The 17870-nt window shown below is 42.1% G+C and carries 12 protein-coding genes; 7 read left to right on the top strand and 5 right to left on the bottom strand.

The features are described from left to right. The first annotated feature begins 45 nt into the window (after positions 1–45). From NO991_RS16105 to NO991_RS16095, 3 genes are all read left to right on the top strand, one after another. A complete protein-coding gene (locus NO991_RS16105; RefSeq protein WP_371352184.1) occupies positions 46–2271 on the top strand; it encodes a DPP IV N-terminal domain-containing protein in 2226 nt (741 codons plus the stop codon). Positions 2272–2420: 149 nt separating this feature from the next. Then, positions 2421–4058, top strand: coding sequence for a methyl-accepting chemotaxis protein (locus NO991_RS16100; RefSeq protein ID WP_054552589.1), 1638 nt, complete (start codon positions 2421–2423; stop codon positions 4056–4058). Between the two features lie 313 nt (positions 4059–4371). Next, entirely contained in the window at positions 4372–6492 is a 2121-nt protein-coding gene (locus NO991_RS16095; RefSeq protein ID WP_054552590.1) for a Calx-beta domain-containing protein, read from the top strand. Between the two features lie 67 nt (positions 6493–6559). Here NO991_RS16095 and NO991_RS16090 read toward each other — a convergent pair whose 3' ends face one another. The 4 genes from NO991_RS16090 to NO991_RS16075 form a co-directional block, all read right to left on the bottom strand. Further along, positions 6560–8083, bottom strand: coding sequence for a leucyl aminopeptidase family protein (locus NO991_RS16090; RefSeq protein ID WP_138600386.1), 1524 nt, complete (start codon positions 8081–8083; stop codon positions 6560–6562). Between the two features lie 103 nt (positions 8084–8186). Further along, positions 8187–9869 (bottom strand): carbon starvation protein A, encoded by a 1683-nt coding sequence (locus NO991_RS16085; protein ID WP_054552592.1) that lies wholly within the window; start codon positions 9867–9869, stop codon positions 8187–8189. A gap of 106 nt (positions 9870–9975) precedes the next feature. Beyond that, entirely contained in the window at positions 9976–11028 is a 1053-nt protein-coding gene (gene dinB / locus NO991_RS16080) for a DNA polymerase IV (protein WP_371352183.1), read from the bottom strand. A 61-nt stretch (positions 11029–11089) separates the two neighbouring features. After that, complete coding sequence (locus NO991_RS16075; RefSeq protein ID WP_054552594.1) at positions 11090–11296, bottom strand: hypothetical protein; 207 nt, start codon at positions 11294–11296, stop codon at positions 11090–11092. 153 nt (positions 11297–11449) lie between these two features. On the opposite strand from NO991_RS16075, the gene NO991_RS16070 reads away from it, so the two are divergent. From NO991_RS16070 to NO991_RS16060, 3 genes are all read left to right on the top strand, one after another. After that, positions 11450–11878: a thioesterase family protein gene (locus NO991_RS16070; RefSeq protein ID WP_054552595.1), complete on the top strand. Its 429-nt coding sequence runs from the start codon at positions 11450–11452 to the stop codon at positions 11876–11878. 12 nt (positions 11879–11890) lie between these two features. Then, on the top strand, positions 11891–12943 hold the full coding sequence (locus NO991_RS16065; protein WP_138616062.1) for an aldo/keto reductase: 1053 nt from the start codon (positions 11891–11893) through the stop codon (positions 12941–12943). A gap of 182 nt (positions 12944–13125) precedes the next feature. Continuing rightward, positions 13126–14007, top strand: a complete 882-nt coding sequence (locus NO991_RS16060) for an ABC transporter substrate-binding protein (RefSeq protein ID WP_138600380.1) — start codon at positions 13126–13128, stop codon at positions 14005–14007. Here NO991_RS16060 and NO991_RS16055 read toward each other — a convergent pair. After that, positions 13958–14569 (bottom strand): fumarylacetoacetate hydrolase family protein, encoded by a 612-nt coding sequence (locus NO991_RS16055; protein ID WP_371352181.1) that lies wholly within the window; start codon positions 14567–14569, stop codon positions 13958–13960. The two genes, NO991_RS16060 and NO991_RS16055, sit on opposite strands and share 50 nt — an antisense overlap. A gap of 301 nt (positions 14570–14870) precedes the next feature. Here NO991_RS16055 and NO991_RS16050 point away from each other — a divergent pair, with 301 nt between their 5' ends. Continuing rightward, positions 14871–17819: a TonB-dependent receptor gene (locus NO991_RS16050; protein ID WP_235377146.1), complete on the top strand. Its 2949-nt coding sequence runs from the start codon at positions 14871–14873 to the stop codon at positions 17817–17819. The last annotated feature ends 51 nt before the right edge of the window (positions 17820–17870 follow it).

Genomic DNA, 17870 nt, shown 5'->3' with positions numbered 1-17870 from the left:
TACCATTAACATCATGGCAGTTTTTATTCGAGCGAAGGTACTCCTGTGCTAAAAAAAATTAAATCTCTCTCACTTGCTCTGCCAGTGGTGGCCACTGCATTTAGTGTGACTGCTGAACCACTCACACTTGAGCGTATTTTTGACGATCCAAGCTTAGCAGGCAAAGCGCCTGTACAACTTAAATTCTCTCCAGACGGCAGTCGTGTCACTTACCTGCAAGGTAAAACCGATGATTACAACCGCTACGATCTATGGGAATACAACTTAAAAGATAACAAAAACCGCTTATTAGTTGACTCTGCTGCGCTATTTTCTGGTCCAGAAAACTTATCTGATGAAGAAAAAGCACGCCGTGAGCGCCAACGTATTTTTGGTAAAGGGATCTTAGAATATAAATGGTCTAAAGATGGTAAAGCGCTTTTATTCCCACTTAATGGCGACCTTTACTATTACGAGCTTGCCTCAGCTAAAAGCCGCAAATTAACCGAGACAGACGCATTTGAAACCGATGCACGCTTCTCACCTAAAGGGCACTTCGTATCGTTTATTCGTGAGCAAAACCTATACGCACTTAACTTAAAAACGGGTCAAGAAATCCAATTAAGTAAAGATGGTGGCGGTGTTATTAAAAACGGTATGGCCGAGTTTGTTGCGCAAGAAGAAATGGGCCGTATGACTGGCTACTGGTGGTCTGGTGATGAGTCTAAAATCGCTTATACCCGTGTTGATGAAAGCCCAGTAAAAGAAGCGATCCGTAATGAAATTTACGCCGATGAAGTAAAGCTTTTTAACCAACGCTACCCGTTTACAGGTACCGACAACGTTAAAATTCAGTTAGGTGTTGTAAGCATCAACAATCAAAAAACTGACTGGGTTGATTTAGGCGACGATCAAGATATCTATATCGCTCGCGCAAAATGGTTAAAAGATAACAAAACGCTTTCTTATCAGTGGCAAGACCGCTCGCAACATAACTTAGAGTTACGTTTTTATAATAGCGACACTAAAAAACAAACGGTTGCCCTAACAGAAACCAGTGATACTTGGATTAACCTACACTTTGATTTGCAATTCTTAAACGATAAAAAGCATTTCGTTTGGGCATCTGAGCGCGACGGTTTTAAACACCTTTATTTATACCGCACAAACGGTGAAATGATCCGTCAAATCACCCAAGGTGAATGGGTTGTTGATAGCTTAAAAGGTATCGATGAGAAAAAAGGCATCGTGTATTTTGCAGGTCGTAAAGATACAGCACTTGAGAGCCACCTTTACAGCGTACCGCTATTCAAAAAAGGCGAAATTAAGCGCGTAACTGAGCTAGGTGCTTACCATAATGTGGTAATTGCTAAAGATAACAAAACCTTTATCGATAACAGCTCATCAGTGAATAAGCCTGGCTCTGCGGCATTACGTAAAATTAATGGCGAATTTATCACTTGGCTTGAAGAAAACAAGTTAGATAAGTCACACCCATTAACTCCTTACCTAGCTGATTTGATCACCCCAGAATACGGCACACTAACGGCTGAAGACGGGCAAATCATGCATTACCGTTTATTCAAGCCAACTAATTACCAAGACGGTAAAAAGCACCCAGTTATTGTTAACGTGTATGGCGGCCCTCATGCTCAGCGTGTAACGAACAGCTGGCGTAGTAAAAACTTATACTTCCAGTACATGGCACAACAAGGCTATGTTATTTTCCAACTTGATAACCGTGGTTCATACAACCGTGGTAAAAAATTTGAAGACGTGATTTATAAGCACTTAGGTGTGGCTGAAGTGGCAGACCAAATCAAAGGTGTCGAGTTCTTACGCACCCTTGATTACGTTGATCCTGAGCGTATTGGTATTTATGGCCACAGCTATGGTGGTTATATGGCGCTTATGACTATGTTTAAAGCGGGCGACTACTTCAAAGCCGGTGTTTCTGGTGCGCCAGTTACTGATTGGGCACTTTACGACACTCACTACACTGAGCGTTATGTAGGTCACCCTGCAACTAACGCGAAAGGTTACGAAGCAAGTGCAGTTTTCCCGTATGCTGAAGGCTTAAAAGGCCCGCTGATGATTTATCACGGTATGGCTGATGATAACGTGTTATTCACTCACGCCACTAAGTTATTCAAACAACTGCAAGATCAAGAAAAACAGTTCGAAATGATGACTTACCCGGGCTCAAAACACAGTTTACGTGGCAAGAGCGTACAAACGCACTTACACCAAACCATCACAAGTTTCTTCAACCGACACTTTAACGTTGAGTAATAACGTTTAATTTCGGTAACTTAGACTAAAGGCTGATTGTTAAATCAGCCTTTTTTTTGTCTCAATGTATTCTACTATTTAACTAGATTTTCGACCTATTTTGGCTACGCTTAATACATTGCTCTTATGAGCATGACGAAGGAACACACATGAATTACTTACGCCGTTTTACAATTTTTCAGCGCCTCGCCATGTTAGTGAGTGTGGTCGTGATAGGGCTGATATTTTTGAGCGTCTCGAGTTTAACGCAGCAATACAGCTCGCTAAAGCAAGAGCAATACATAAAAACCCAAAACCTTGTTGAGTCAGCCTACTCTATTATCGAGCATAACTATGCGTTGTTTGAGCAAGGTAAGCTGAGTGAGCAACAAGCCAAGCAAGCAGCCCTCGAAACAATTTCTGCACTACGTTATGACAATAACAATTACTTTTGGATCAACGATTATGAACCCGTTATGGTCATGCACCCGTTTAAGCCAGAATTAAATGGTAAATCGCTAGCGGGCAGTAAAGATCCAGATGGTGTGTTGTTATTTGTCGATATGGTTAATATCGTCAAAAAACAAGGAGAGGGTTTTATTCCCTATAAGTGGCCAAAGCCAGGTAAAGATCAGCCCGTTGATAAAATCGCCTACGTAAAAGGGTTTGCAAAGTGGCAATGGATTGTTGGCTCTGGTGTCTACATTGATACCATTGAAGAGGCGTTCTCGTCACTTCGTACCCATGTCATTATCACCGCGGTAGTGATTATTGCCTTACTGGTTGCGCTTAGCTACCTAATTGCCAATAGCATTCTTCGTCCGACACAACTTGCCGCAAATATGATGAAAGATATCTCACAAGGTGAAGGTGATTTAACTCAAAAGCTTGATGAAAACGGCAATGATGAAGTGTCTCGTTTGTCGCGCTACTTTAATTTGTACACGGCCAAAATGCGTGAGTCACTAAAACATGTTGCCGACAACGCAGAGCAAGTGAATCAGTTTGCCCACAGCGTTGATGATGCCAGCAAAACCAACCATTCATTTATAGAACTGCAAAACGATAGCTCAACTCAAGTGGCCACAGCGATGGAACAAATGACCCATCAAATTCATGATGTTAGTCAGAATGCTGAACAAGCTGAGCATGCCGCTAACGAAGCTGCACAAAATGCAGAAACGGGTAAGCAAGTTCTTAATAAGACAATAACAGCCATTGAAACCTTGTCGCGTAACATTGAACAAGTGAGTAAGGTTACTGCCGACCTTGCTGCAGAGAGTAACAACATAGGCTCAGTACTTGATGTTATCCGCAGCATTGCAGAGCAAACCAACTTACTGGCACTCAATGCAGCCATTGAAGCAGCACGTGCTGGTGAGCAAGGCCGAGGCTTTGCCGTTGTAGCTGACGAAGTACGTACATTAGCAAGTCGCACAGGTAAAAGTACTGACGAAATTCAAGCCATGATCAGTAAACTACAAACCGGCGCACAAGCTGCTGTTGATGCAGTTTCAGCAAGCCAACAGTTATCAAGTGAAACGGTTTCACAGGCAGGTGAAGCAAATAGCTCCCTTAGTGAAATTGAACGACTAGTCACCATTATCAAAGATATGAACAGCCAAATTGCCCGCGCTACCGAGCAACAAACCAGCGCCGCAGATGAAGTTAACTTGCGGATTAATGAGCTTTCACAATCAACCGAGCAATCACTGTCGAATACCCAAGGACTTTCCAACGCCAGTGATAATTTAAAGCATAGCTCACAAGCATTGAGCGATGTAGTTAACCGTTTCAAACTCGATTGATCACAGCAATTCAAAAGCCCTGCAATGGTTTGCGGGGTTTTTCTATAACCTTTCTTTTTTATCCCCTAGTAATTTTTGAAGCCACCAAAAACACAACCCACTGATTTAATTAGACCTTTATTAAATAGATAAAAAAAAGATGATAAATAGATATTAACGAGATTTACATAAATAAATTAAAAAGGAACTAATGGGGTGTGCTGAATTAAATTGCCATTGGCATTTAATCACTATTACAAAAATAATAAGGAGCGATACCAAAGTGCCTTCAAGAAACATACACCCCAAAAAGAACACACACTTAAAGCGTACTATGTTAGCTGCAATTTGCACTTACTCGCTACTCGGAGTAACTAATCAAGCGCTGGCAGATACAACTCAAACAAAACAAATTCCATTACACTTTATAGTTGCAGCAACCGATAAAGATGGCGCTAATGCCAAAGTTGACCAAGCCACTATTGAGCAATCAATTGAAAACTTAAATTCACATTATCAAGGTACAGGTTACTCATATCACTATAAATCTACTGACTTCGTAACCAACGAAGAGATGCCTGGTTTTTATGACGACGATTACTCACCAGACAATAGAGTGTTATTTATTGAGCCTTATTTTGATAAATCAGCTTTAAATGTCATGGTCGCAGACTTTGATGGCGTCAATGGTAATGCGTTTTTTCCTTACTTTGGCGTAGATGGTGTGTTAATTGATACAGAAGATCTTGTTACAACGACACTCGCACATGAAATCGGCCATAACCTCAGTTTATTGCATACCTTTGCCGATGGTGATGATGAACCTATTTCAGTGCAAATCGGTGAACGTGGCTACTTGTACGGTGACCAGATAATCGACACCCCTCCTTCTTTTGATGACTTAGATGATGATATTGAAAATTGCGAATACACAGGCTCTGCCGAAGATGAAGAAGGTACTCCCTACGCCCCTGATGCCAAAAACATAATGAGCCAAGGAAAAAATACTTGCCGTACGCACTTTTCTGCACAACAAATAGACCGTATGCAGTACGTTTTGCAAAGAGATAAATACCATCTTTTTAATCAATTTGGTGAAGGTAGAACCGTACCAAACTGCGAAAACTCAATTATAGTTACTCAATTCCCACATATAGATGGCTTTAATTTTAATCAAGAAATAGCGCAGCCATGGGTTCAAGATGTAGCTAATAACGGCTTCTTTTTTAGAACCTCACCTGATTCAAATTCGAGCAGAACAGGTGCTGATGAACCCTTTGAGGGGCACAGCTATTTACAAATTGATAGTAGCAAACGGGATGACACTGATTTTGATGACATTGTATATGCCAAAAAAGGTGACAAATTAAACTACTTAAGCCCTTGCTATGACTTGAGCTTCATCGAAAAACCGACATTGGAGTTTTACTTCAATATGCACGGCAAAGATATGGGAACTAGTATTATCGAGGTATCCGCCGATAATGCGCAAACGTGGGCTGAGTTATGGCGAAAAGAAGGCCAACAACACTCCGACGGCGACATTTGGGAAAAAGTGACGGTTGATCTATCTAACTACAGAACAACTCCCGCACAGCTGAGACTAAGTCATATCATAGAAGGTGAAAAAGGTGATGCGTCATTTGATCTTTTCACTGTTTCGGGCACTCAACCTCAGCAAGATTATGAATTTAATAGTAATACTCTCAATATAGCCGAAGACGAAAATGAAGTAACATTCAAGGTCATTAAAAACTCAGGCTTAGATAGTAGTTCGAAAATACGAATTTACACCGAAGACGTGGATGCTATTGCTGGAGAAGATTATACAGCACTTGATGAGACCCTTACTTTTTCGAGCCAAGAAACTGAAAAAGAACTAGCTATAAATATATTTGATAATAATGAAGTTGATGGTTCTCGCTCTTTTAATATCAAACTAGCATCTGATGAAAGTGACATAATCTTCAATGAATCAATTGTAACGATTGAAGACAACGATGTTGATTTCAGCTATGAATTAGACATTTCAGACACACAAATATCAGAAAATAGCGGCCAACTATTAGTTGGTATAATCAAATCTGATCCAACCGATTTTGAAACAAAAGTTCGTATAAAAACGACGGATGATAGCGCGGTCGGCGGCACTGATTTTACAGCTCTTGATGAAGTACTTACCTTTGCTCAAGGCGAAACACAAAAAGACATTACGATCGACATTATTGATAATTCAGAGGTAGATGGCTCAAGACGCTTCACTCTCGTATTAGAGTCTGAATCATTCAATGAAAAATACGCTGATGAAGTAATCACAATCACCAATGAAGATGGTATTCCAGAGCATGCAACCCCAGATGATAAAGCAAGCGGCAGTGTATCAGGTTACTTTACACTAATGCTCGGCGCACTGTGCTTTATTCGTAGAAACCGAAAGAAGAACATAAAAGACTAAACCTGACCAAGCATAGGCTTTAGAGCACAGGGTTGTGTCTAAAGCTTATGCTTTTTAAACTTACAACTTACAAACAATAACGAGCGAATAAGCTGCTTACTGTTGCGGCGGTAGGCTTGCCATGTTGCCAATCACCACCTTCTACACCACTGCCTGCGATATCCATATGAACATACGGTAATGGCTGCGCTGATTCAGTACCATGTTTATCTAAACCACCAACAATCGCTAAGAATGCCATCGGGAACTGATGACCACGTGCAGTTACAGCAGAAGCTGCATTGTTACTTGATAGTACGTCATCAGCTAATGTGCGAGGGCGAATGAAGTCATAATCTTCACGGCGGCTACGAGATACTTCTGCGGCATCTGCCCACAAATCGCCTAAGTCAGCAATTTGGCGCGAAATTTTCGCCGCGCGAGCTGGACCATTTTCAACATACGCACTGTAAGGACCCATAGCACGTGCTGCGTGGCCTGTTAGTGTTGCAACAGTGAATAGCTCTGGATTCACTTCGTTTAAAGCCCGATCTTTCATTTCGCTTAGTAAGTCGCCCATAGCTAAACGGCCTTCAGCATCTGTGTTACCGATACGAACACGTACACCTTCGCGGCTAGTAATGATTTCATCAGGAACAAAACAATCAGAACCAATTGAGTTACGAACTACGGCTAAGTAAGCAATCACTTTTACGCCTTTTGGTGCAAAGTCAGCCACTGATTTCATAAAGCCAGCAACCGAAGCAGCACCGCCTTTATCACGGCTCATACCTGCCATAAAGCCACCCACTTTAAGGTCTGCACCACCGGTATCGTAAACTAAACCTTTACCAACAAACATTAAGGTACGCTCAACATCGCCTTCAGGCACGTATTCTAGTTTTACAACACGTGGGTGATGACGCTCAACAGCATAAGATGCGCGCGCTACGGTGCTCATCATTGGGTAATCTTTATCGATAGTGTTGATATCTGAAATCACTTCAACAGACACCTTACTACCAGCAAATAACTCAACGCAGTAGTCTGCAAAACGAGGTGGTGCCATACGCTCAGGCTCTGTACCACATAAATCACGTGCAGCGTATTGACCTGCAGCAATAGCATTAAGCGCTTTGCTCATTGCCTCGTCTGCACCCACTAGGCTAATTTGGCTAACTGGTTCAATCGCTTGGCCGTGGAACTCACGTGCCTCAAGTGGTTGCCAAAGCGCTTGGCAAGCACCTAAATAAGCCACTTCAAGGGCATGCTTGTAACGGCTATCTTGATTTACGTTAGCAAGTAAAATTGCAGGCTGAGTGCTACCCGATGCTTTCGCTTCTAGTACACCTTGCTTTGCTGCATCAAAGTAACGACGTACATCATCATAATCACGGTTCAGAGGGCCTGTAGGCGCTAAAATAACGCGTTTAGAGTCAATTACAAGTAATGTCACTTGTTTGCCAATACGTGCGTCTACAGCTTGTTGAGCGCTAATAGCTTGACTTAAGCTTGCGTCTGCTAAAGAAGAAAAATCATCACCGATAATAATCAATGCATCGTGATTTGCATCCGCTAGTTGAGGGGCTGCAACTGCATGAGGGTATGCCATAAAAAAGGTCCTGCTGTTAAAAACATAGGACCTTATTATCATTGATTTAGGGCGCTATTGCCAGCCAAGTAAGATAGCTAACTATAAGGCTGGCAAGCTAAGTTTACTGCTCTGTAATGTGTGCTGAGTCTTTACGATGCTTAACAATCACAGACCAAGCTTCAAGCATAACCAGAACACTTACGACCAGTACTAATAAATCAAGCGTCACCAGTAACCAGTTACCTTGTTGGTAGTACTCGCCCAGTTTAATAACCCCAGCAAAGAACGCCATAACTAATACAAAACTCATTGGTATAAGCGTGTATTTAGCTGGGCGATTCGCTTTAATTAACATTACCGAAATCACCAGTAAGGTTAAGCTTGCTAAGATTTGGTTAGTCGAACCGAATAACGGCCAAATGATCATACCGCCGCTACCGTCAGCGCCACCAGCACCAAAAGCAAGCAGTAAACAACTTAGAACTGCAATGAGTGTAGCTACAATACCATTACGAATGATGCTGATATTATAAATATCACCCCACTCTTGAATGATATAACGCTGCAAGCGCACGCCAGAGTCCATGGTAGTCCCCGCAAACAAGACCACCATTACGGCAAGTAAGGTTGATGCTACCTCTTGCGAGATACCCCAACCACTTTCAATTAAGTTTGCGCCACCATTAATAAAGGCACTGACACTACCGGCGCCTAAGTGACTGTAAATTTCGTGCCATTCTTCAGGTGATACTGCAAGTGCAACACCACTTACTGCAACGAGTGTAATAAGCGCAAGCATACCTTCACCTACCGCACCTAAGTAACCCACAAAGCGACCATCGGTTTCTTTGTTCAGCTGCTTAGAGCTGGTACCTGAAGACACAATACCGTGGAAACCCGATACCGCACCACAAGCTATGGTCACAAATAGCAATGGAATAATACTTGGTGTATCTACCGCCGTTTGTGTATTAAACGCAGGCGCTGTGATATCTGGCATTGACACAAACACCGCACCGTAAAGAAGCACTAAGCCAACCAATAACTGCATACCGTTGATAAAGTCACGAGGCTGTAACAGCATCCATACTGGCAATAACGAAGCAATGGCTGCATAGATAAATAAGATAATGATCCAGTTCGCATTCGCACTTAGACCAAACATTTCATCAGGTAATGAAATTGGCATACCACTACCAAGGTAAATGGTGTAATAAAGAATTCCCACACCAACTAAACAAAGCGGAATTAACGACACTTTACGGCGTAGTAACTGGCCAATAACTAAGGCCACTACAATCGCTGACCAAGCGGGGAATACCGCGTTAGGTTGCGATACAAATGACTTGGCAATAACCACACCAAAAACGGCATTCACCATCAGCAGCACTAAGAACACCACAATCATAAATAGCGCACGGGTACGCTTACCAATTACGCTTTCAGATAAAGCGCCCATTGATTTGCCTTTGTTACGCGCGCTGGCCCAAAGAGCCCCCATGTCGTGAACACCAGCAAAAAAGATAGTACCAAATACCACCCAAAGTACCGCAGGCACCCAGCCCCAATATACGGCAATAGCAGGGCCAACAATTGGCGCAGCACCTGCAACAGAGGTGAAATGGTGGCCCCATAACACAACTTTGTTAGTTGGCACATAATCCACACCATCCTCAAGTTCATGAGCGGGTGTGACAAAATTATCATCCATTTTAAATATTTTTTCGGCGATGAATTTCGAATAAAAGAACCATCCGAACAACATACCGACTATTCCGAGCAGCACGATTACGACCGATTGCATAGTCATCTCTCTTATTAAGTTATAATGTTGTCTAAGGTGTTGAACTAGGCAGGCCTAGCACCCCAACTAGACACTAACAAACTTTCAAGCACCAAGGTGTTAACCTTTAGTCTAATATACTCAGCTGAAAATGCTCGTGAGCCTGACTCTTTATTCCGACACCTATCCCTAACAGGCGTACTGGCTGGTTATTACCTCGCTCATAGGCTTTGCTCATTAACTCAGCAAAAATGCGTTCGTCTAATTGATGGTGGCTTTGATCGGCACTGGTCACGACAAAATTGGCAAACTTGACCTTCACCGATAATTTATTGATGCGGTTGTTTAATTGTTGTTTACCAAGACGGCGGGTTAATTCATCCATCAAGCGGGGTAACTGGCTTAAACACTCGTCTAAATTATTTTTGTTGTATTCATAGGTGTGCTCAACACTGAGTGACTTTCGTACTCGCTCAGTTGACACTTTGCCAACGTACTCGCCTGCACACTTTTGATATAAAGAGACGCCAAAATTACCAATGTGCTGCTGCATCCAATTAACCCCTTTCGCACGCACATCAGCCCCTGTGTAAAGCCCTTTAAGTTGCAGCTTTTCTAAGGTCACCTTGCCAACGCCGGGAATTTTGCCAAGCGGTAAACTCGCCAAAAAGTCATCAACTTGATCGGGTAATACCACAAACTGACCATTAGGCTTATTTTCATCGCTGGCTATTTTGGCAATAAACTTTATTGGCGCAACGCCCGCTGAGGCTGTCAGCCCAGTGGTGTCATAGATTTCTTGGCGGATTTGCTGTGCCATGAGTGTTGCACTGCCTTTGCATGCGGTACTGTCGGTTACATCAAGGTAGGCTTCATCTAACGATAACGGCTCAATAAGGTCAGTGTACTTTGCAAAAATGGCGCGAATTTGCGTGGAGATTTCTTTATAAACCTGCATTCGTCCGGGCACGATAACCAGATCGGGGCACAGTTGTTTGGCATGATAGTTAGACATGGCCGAGCGCACACCATATTTACGGGCAATATAATTGGCTGTTGAAAGCACCCCGCGACGACTATTACCACCTATAGCCAGAGGCACATTGGCAAGCGCGGGGTTATCACGCATCTCTACAGCTGCATAAAAGCAGTCCATATCGATGTGAATGAATTTTTTCATCAGGAACACAACAACTGTTTATATATACAGTTATTATATTTAAACTTCCTGAGAGTGCAAGCTAAGAGGTTTGGCTTGTTTGTTGGTTTGGTTTTTTGCGACTGATAAGCCGTGCGCCAAATAACCAAAACGCGGCTTCGAATAACAAGCCCACGACAATTAAAGCGATAAATCCTGACATTGTGCCCATGCTATAACAGAGCAAAGCTAGAGCAAGTAAGATGAAAAGTGCAATCCACTTTATCACCCTCAAGGTTAGTTGCTGCATAATTAAGGTCCTTTAATGTGTGTTCATTTTACTCACACTTTACGTAAGCGTGAACTTATAAATCTAGCACGATTTACTGAGATTTCTAATTTCCTTGAGCTAAAAGCATCATATTGCTAACCTAAGTTTTCTCACAATCAATGAAGATTTACTATGCAATCGTTTATAGAACAACACCCTATCAGAACCAAAATAAATGTCGCATGGGGTGAAATGGATGCCCTACAACACGTTAATAATGTGGTGTACTTTCGCTATTTCGAAACAGCTCGTATCGATTTTTTCACTCAACTAGGCTTTCTTAAAGATTTACAAGTAACAGGTGTGGGTCCGGTGATCAGCGAAAACAATGCCCGCTATAAACGCCCTGTGACATTTCCTGATACTGTGCATGTTGGTGTAAAGATTAGTGACATTGAACACGATCGTTTTATGATGCATTACACTGTATTTAGTGAAAGCCAAGACGCAGTAACAACCATTGGCTCATCACAAGTGGTTATGTTTAATTTTAAAACGGGTAAAAAAGCTCAGTTAAATGATGAGTTATTAACTGCACTTAAAGCCCATTCTAGCGATTAACAAGGATCTATTATGCTTTATAGCCCACTTGGTCGAAGTGGTATTGATGTATCTCGTGTCTGCTTAGGTAGCATGACATGGGGTATGCAAAACAACCAAGCCGATGCCGATGAACAAATCGCCTATGCGTTAGATAAAGGCGTTAACTTTATTGATACCGCCGAAATGTATGCCGTTCCACCTTCTCCTGACACCTACGGTAAAACAGAAGAGATCATCGGTAATTGGTTAGCGCGAAATAAAGACAAACGCGATGATCTTGTCATTGCCACTAAAATTGCGGGTAACGGCTTACCTTGGGTCCGCGATGCAGGCGATATTACTCGCCAAGCAGTGGTTGAAGCCGTTGATGCATCTCTTAAACGCTTGCAAACTGAGGTTATCGATTTATACCAATTACATTGGCCTAACCGTACATCACCGCACTTTGGTAAACAGTGGCCAGGTAAAGTGTGCTTCTCAGAAGCTGACACTGATCAAAATATCGCGGGTATGTTAGATATTCTTGAAGGTCTAAATGACTGTATCAAGGCTGGTAAAATTAAGCACTGTGGTTTATCAGACGACACTCCTTGGGGCATTAGCCAGTACTTGCGTTTAAGTGAGCAGCATAACCTTCCGCGTATGGTTTCTATTCAAAACGAATTTAGTCTCCTGCACGCCAAAGATTGGCCGTATTTAATTGAACAATGTATTCATGAAGATATTGCTTACCTACCTTGGTCACCGCTAGGTGGCGGCATGTTAAGCGGTAAGTACTTAAATGGTGCTCGCCCTGAAGGTAGTCGTTGGACGCTAGTGCAACGTAATGGTTTATTTAGAGACACAGTACAATCTCGCGCTGCGATTGCTGAATATGTTGAAATTGCTAACGCCTTTAATTTAACCCCTTCACAACTTGCATTGGCTTGGTGTAATCAAGTGGATGGCGTAAGCTCAACAATCATAGGCGCTACATCTATGGCGCAGTTAAAAGAAAATATCGATGCTTTTTCTGTGCAATTAAGCGATGAAGCTAACGATAAAATCGCTGACGTATTTAACCGTTATCCAATGCCTTTTTGAGCATCTCCCTGCAATATTAATAAGTCTATTAAATGATAGGCTTATTAATACTTATTCATCATTTTTACCTTTCTCCTACAACTTCACCAATACTTTAGTGTATGGTAATTCACAGCATTTAACTTTTTTGGTTGTTAATGAGTAAATACGTAAAACATATATTATGCATGATAATGGTGATAGTGCTTGTTCCTATAACCTATGCTTCAGAGCGGCTTTCTATAACTTGGCTCGAAACAGATAACAAACCTTTCTTTGTTGATAAATCTGAGCAATATCCTTTAGGTGGCTTGTGCAACAACATAACCGACTTACTGATTGAAGCAATGCCAAATTTTAAGCATCAAAAGTCACTATTGCCACCTAAGCGATTAAGCAAATATCTCGATGATGGCCACTTAGCGTGTTACGCGTGCATGATCCATCGAGATAAAAAAACTAACCGTGCCACTTACTCTATTCCAACTGCAGTTTATCCATCCTTTAGCGTGTTAAGTACTGAAGAAAGAGCGCTAAAGATTAAGCAAAAACACGGTAATCCAGTGTCATTAATTTCATTATTGACTGATGCCAATTTTATTTATGGCCAAAATGATGCGCGAAAATTTGGCAGTAAACTGGACGCAATAGCTAAAAATACTAAGCTTTATGAGAGTGCTGCATTAAGTGGCACCGGCAGCCATGCAAACCAAGCGCTACTATCGCAGTTAGAGCATGGCTACATTGATTACACAATTGATTACCCATTTGTTGCTGATTATTACAATCAACAAAACCAACAGAATATTCAAAAGCTCAGCATTGCTAATCCAACTCAAAATGTGGTTTTTGGTGCCATTGGTTGCTCAACAAATGCGCCTAATAATTATGCCGAAAAAGTACTTGCAGAAATCAATGAGGCGCTGAAAAACAAAGTACTGCCGAGTGAAAAATACCAGCAAAGCCAACGAATTTGGCTCGAACAAAGCTTTCCTGAGTTTTCAACTTATTATCAGCGCTCTATTTTAGACCCGCTTAAAGAGCCTGCCACTGATGAGATAACAGCTCCTGTTGATCATCCATAAGTGTTACAGCAAAGCTCGAATTTGCGACAACCTTCCCTACCCCTTCAGGCGTGCCAGTCATAATGATGTCGCCATCTTCTAGGTCCATAAAATCACTAATTTCAGCTAAGATTTGCTCTGCGTTATGCAGCATTAACCTTGTATCGCCTAGTTGAGTGTCTATTCCATCAATCTTTAGACTAAATCGATAATGACAACTGGCATTAACCGCAACAAATTCAGTAAAAAGCGCTGAACCATTAAATGCTTTTGCGCGCTCCCAAGGCAGGCCTTTTTCTTTAAGTGTGCTTTGTAAGCCTCGTTTGGTTAAATCAAGCCCAAGCGCAACCGCTGCCAGCTGTTTATCTTTAACTAAAAAGCAAAGCTCAGTTTCGTAATGTAGAGCCTCACCTAAGTGTTCGCTATTAAGAGAATCAGTGATGGCGCTATTTGGTTTTGCAAACAGCACCATATTTGTTGGTGTTTCATTGTTAAGCTCTGCAATATGCGCAGCATAATTACGACCTACGCAAATAATTTTGCTTGGGGTGAATACTTCTTTATTCCATTTCACTGATTGCACGCAAATACCTCTCATTTTAACAAATGTAAAAGACTCAATTTTTTATTTTTAGCATTAACATGCCAACTTCGTACCTAAAACAAGTAAATTCATTGGTAGAATAATTCTCATAATAACATAAACATAGATATTACCTTTCACTATAAGCGTTATTTATGTTGACGATTGTTTTACTTTCTAATAACTTAATGTAAGCGGTTACATTTTAAAAATCGGGTTCGGCGATTTTTTTTGGAAAGAAAATGTAAGCGCTTACAAAAATAGACAACAACATAAAATAAAACCAAATCTGGAGATTTGCATGAACCACACACTTTTCAAGAAAAAGCAGCTTGCTATTAGCCTGTCTATGGCAATGGGTTTAAGCGCGCTAGTTCCTCACTCAGCTGTCGCCGAAGAACAGCCCGACAAAGCAAGTGATATTGAAGTAATACAAGTATCAGGTATTCGCGGAAGCCTAGTAAAATCAATGGATATCAAGCGTCAATCTGCGGGGGTTGTTGATGCAATTACCTCTGAAGACATTGGTAAATTCCCTGATACCAACCTAGCTGAATCTTTGCAACGTATTACCGGTGTGTCTATTGACCGTAGTAATGGTGAAGGTAGCAAAATTACGGTTCGTGGTTTTGGCCCTGAATTTAACTTAGTAACCCTTAACAATCGCCAAATGCCAACAACTGGCGGTCGTTCATTTGATTTTGGTGACATCGCAACAGAAAGTGTGAGCGGTGTTGAAGTATATAAAACAGCACGTTCTGATATCCCTAGCGGGGGTATTGGTGCAACAGTTAATATCACTACAGCTAAACCACTTTCTAATCCTGGTTTGCACGCTTCGATTGGTGCAAAAGCAGTTCACGACACATCAAACGAAACAGGTGATGATGTAACGCCTGAGCTTTCAGGTATCTACAGCAACACATTCAACGATGACAAATTCGGGATTTTAATTTCAGGCTCAGTTCAAGAACGTGATAACCGCGAACAGTCAATGGCAGTTGATAACTGGATCCCAGATGTTGATATTTCATCGTCTCCTGATTTAGCACTGACAGATAACAACCAGCGCGCAGATGGCGCAACCTGGTATCCGCAAAATGCAGGTTACGCGTTTTCAGACAATTCACGCAAACGTACCAATGGTCAACTTGTGCTGCAATACGCACCGAATGACCGCATTACTGCAACCGTTGATTACACTTACTCAAAACTCGAGTTTGAAAAAGATGGCCGTAGCTTTGGTGTATGGTTCAATAATGGTGGTAACGTCAGCGCAGCAACTATCAATGAAAAAGGTACTTACACGCAGGTAACTGAAATTGGTGGTGACTACTCTACAAACTTAAACCGTGGTGCAACAACCAACGAAAATAAATCGCTTGGTTTAAACATTGATTGGCAAGTAACAGACAATTTAAACATTGAGTTTGATGCGCATAACTCATCGGCTGAAAGTGCCGGTGTAGGTATTGGCCACGATGCGTTTATGATCATTGGTAACACATCATGTTCATGGTGTGAAAACCCAACGGTTAATATCGACGAAAAAATGGCTGACTTTAGCCAAGGCGAAATTCCGCTTATTGATATGACCTTAACCAATGGCCAAGCAGAAATTTTACCGAGCGATATGGGAACCCTTTTCGCCGGTGTAAACAAAGATACCAACACTAACGATCTTGACCAATACCAGTTAAAAGGTACGTGGTATAACGAAGACAGCGGTGCTCTATCGAGCATTAACTTTGGTGTATCACACACTAAAATCGATTTCCGTACGACAACTGCCTACTCAGGTCAGCTTGCTGCTGGTTGGTGGTTGAACTCTGCCGATTGGTACGATGACAGCATGTTCACTCGTGTCGACAGCTCAGGTTTACTTGATGGCTTCTCTGGTGGTGGTAGCGATAAGTTATTAAATTACTACTACGATGCTGATTTTGATGAGATTGTCGCGATTGCCGAAAGCATTGACTGTGATCACCCTGATGGCGGTATTGGCGCATGTAGCTGGCCTGCTGATGTAAACGGCATGGTGCAAGCGGGTCCAATCGATGACGACCACCGTGTAAGCGAAGAAACAACGGCGGTATACGCACAAGCTAACTTCGAAACAGAATTTAACGGTATGCCAGTGAACATCACTGCGGGTTTACGTTACGAATCAACAGATGTTACAGCAAACAGCTTAGAGCGCCCTGCTGTTGCAATGGAATGGGTTAACGGTAACGAATGGTCTTACATTTACGCTGATGAACGCTCATTCTCAAACGGTGAAGGTAGTAGCAAAGAGTTTCTACCTAGCATCGATATGAATATCGAAGTAGTTGAAGACGTTATTGCACGTTTCTCTTACAGCCGCAGCCTTGCTCGTCCTCCTGTAGGCGCGCTTCGCTCAACAACGTCATTCTTAGGTAACCCGAAAGTGGGTCAACGTAAAGTGGCTGTGGGTAACCCGAACTTAAAACCTTATACTTCAGATAATATCGACCTATCACTTGAATACTACTACGGTGAAGGCAGCTATATGTCTGCAGGTTACTATCGTAAGCAAGTTGATAACTTCCTTGTAAATATCACAACCGAAGAGACGATTGACGGTATTACAGACCCATTCATCGGTGATCGTGCTGAGCAAGCGCGTGACGATTTAGCGGCAGCGGGTGAGCAACCATCTGATCAAGCAATTCACGATAAGATCAACGAAAACCAAGGCACAGAAGAAGGCACACCTATCGTTGGTAACGATACAGATCCTCTAGCAAACTTCTTCGTATCGCGTGATAACAACGTTGAAACAGCAAATCTATGGGGCTGGGAACTAGCAGCGCAACATATGTTTGGTGATTCTGGCTTTGGTATTGCCGCTAACGCGACTTTCGTATTTGGTGATGTTGAAGCAGACCGAGATGCTATCGGCTATCAATTTGCCCTACCGGGTTTAAGTGATTCAGCTAACTTCTCTGCGATTTATGATTTAAATGGTTTATCGGCTCGTATTTCTTATAACTGGCGTGATGAGTTCTTAACAGGCTTTGACCAACATGCTTCACCTATCTTTACTGAGTCTTATGGCCAGTGGGATATCAACGTGAACTATTCAGTTAACGAGAACCTAACTGTGTTTGTTGAAGGCCTTAACCTGACAGATGAAACGCAACGTACTTACGTTCGTTACTCTGAGCAGCTGTTACGTGCAAACCAATACGGTGCGCGCTACAACATCGGCTTCCGCTACTCGTTCTAGCATTTTGTTGTCAAAAAAGCCGCTCAACAGCGGCTTTTTTTTTCATAATTA

Origin of the sequence: Pseudoalteromonas sp. DY56-GL22 (assembly GCF_041414715.1) — a bacterium.
GTDB lineage: Bacteria > Pseudomonadota > Gammaproteobacteria > Enterobacterales > Alteromonadaceae > Pseudoalteromonas > Pseudoalteromonas simplex.
This window is presented reverse-complemented; position numbering and strand designations above follow the sequence as displayed.

Bases quoted from the DNA above. Each gene is read 5' to 3' on its own strand.
- NO991_RS16100 (WP_054552589.1), top strand. From the start codon at position 2,421: ATGAATTACTTACGCCGTTTTACAATTTTTCAGCGCCTCGCCATGTTA.
- NO991_RS16095 (WP_054552590.1), top strand. From the start codon at position 4,372: ATGTTAGCTGCAATTTGCACTTACTCGCTACTCGGAGTAACTAATCAA.
- NO991_RS16090 (WP_138600386.1), bottom strand. From the start codon at position 8,083: ATGGCATACCCTCATGCAGTTGCAGCCCCTCAACTAGCGGATGCAAAT.
- NO991_RS16085 (WP_054552592.1), bottom strand. From the start codon at position 9,869: ATGCAATCGGTCGTAATCGTGCTGCTCGGAATAGTCGGTATGTTGTTC.
- dinB (WP_371352183.1), bottom strand. From the start codon at position 11,028: ATGAAAAAATTCATTCACATCGATATGGACTGCTTTTATGCAGCTGTA.
- NO991_RS16075 (WP_054552594.1), bottom strand. From the start codon at position 11,296: ATGCAGCAACTAACCTTGAGGGTGATAAAGTGGATTGCACTTTTCATC.
- NO991_RS16070 (WP_054552595.1), top strand. From the start codon at position 11,450: ATGCAATCGTTTATAGAACAACACCCTATCAGAACCAAAATAAATGTC.
- NO991_RS16065 (WP_138616062.1), top strand. From the start codon at position 11,891: ATGCTTTATAGCCCACTTGGTCGAAGTGGTATTGATGTATCTCGTGTC.
- NO991_RS16050 (WP_235377146.1), top strand. From the start codon at position 14,871: ATGAACCACACACTTTTCAAGAAAAAGCAGCTTGCTATTAGCCTGTCT.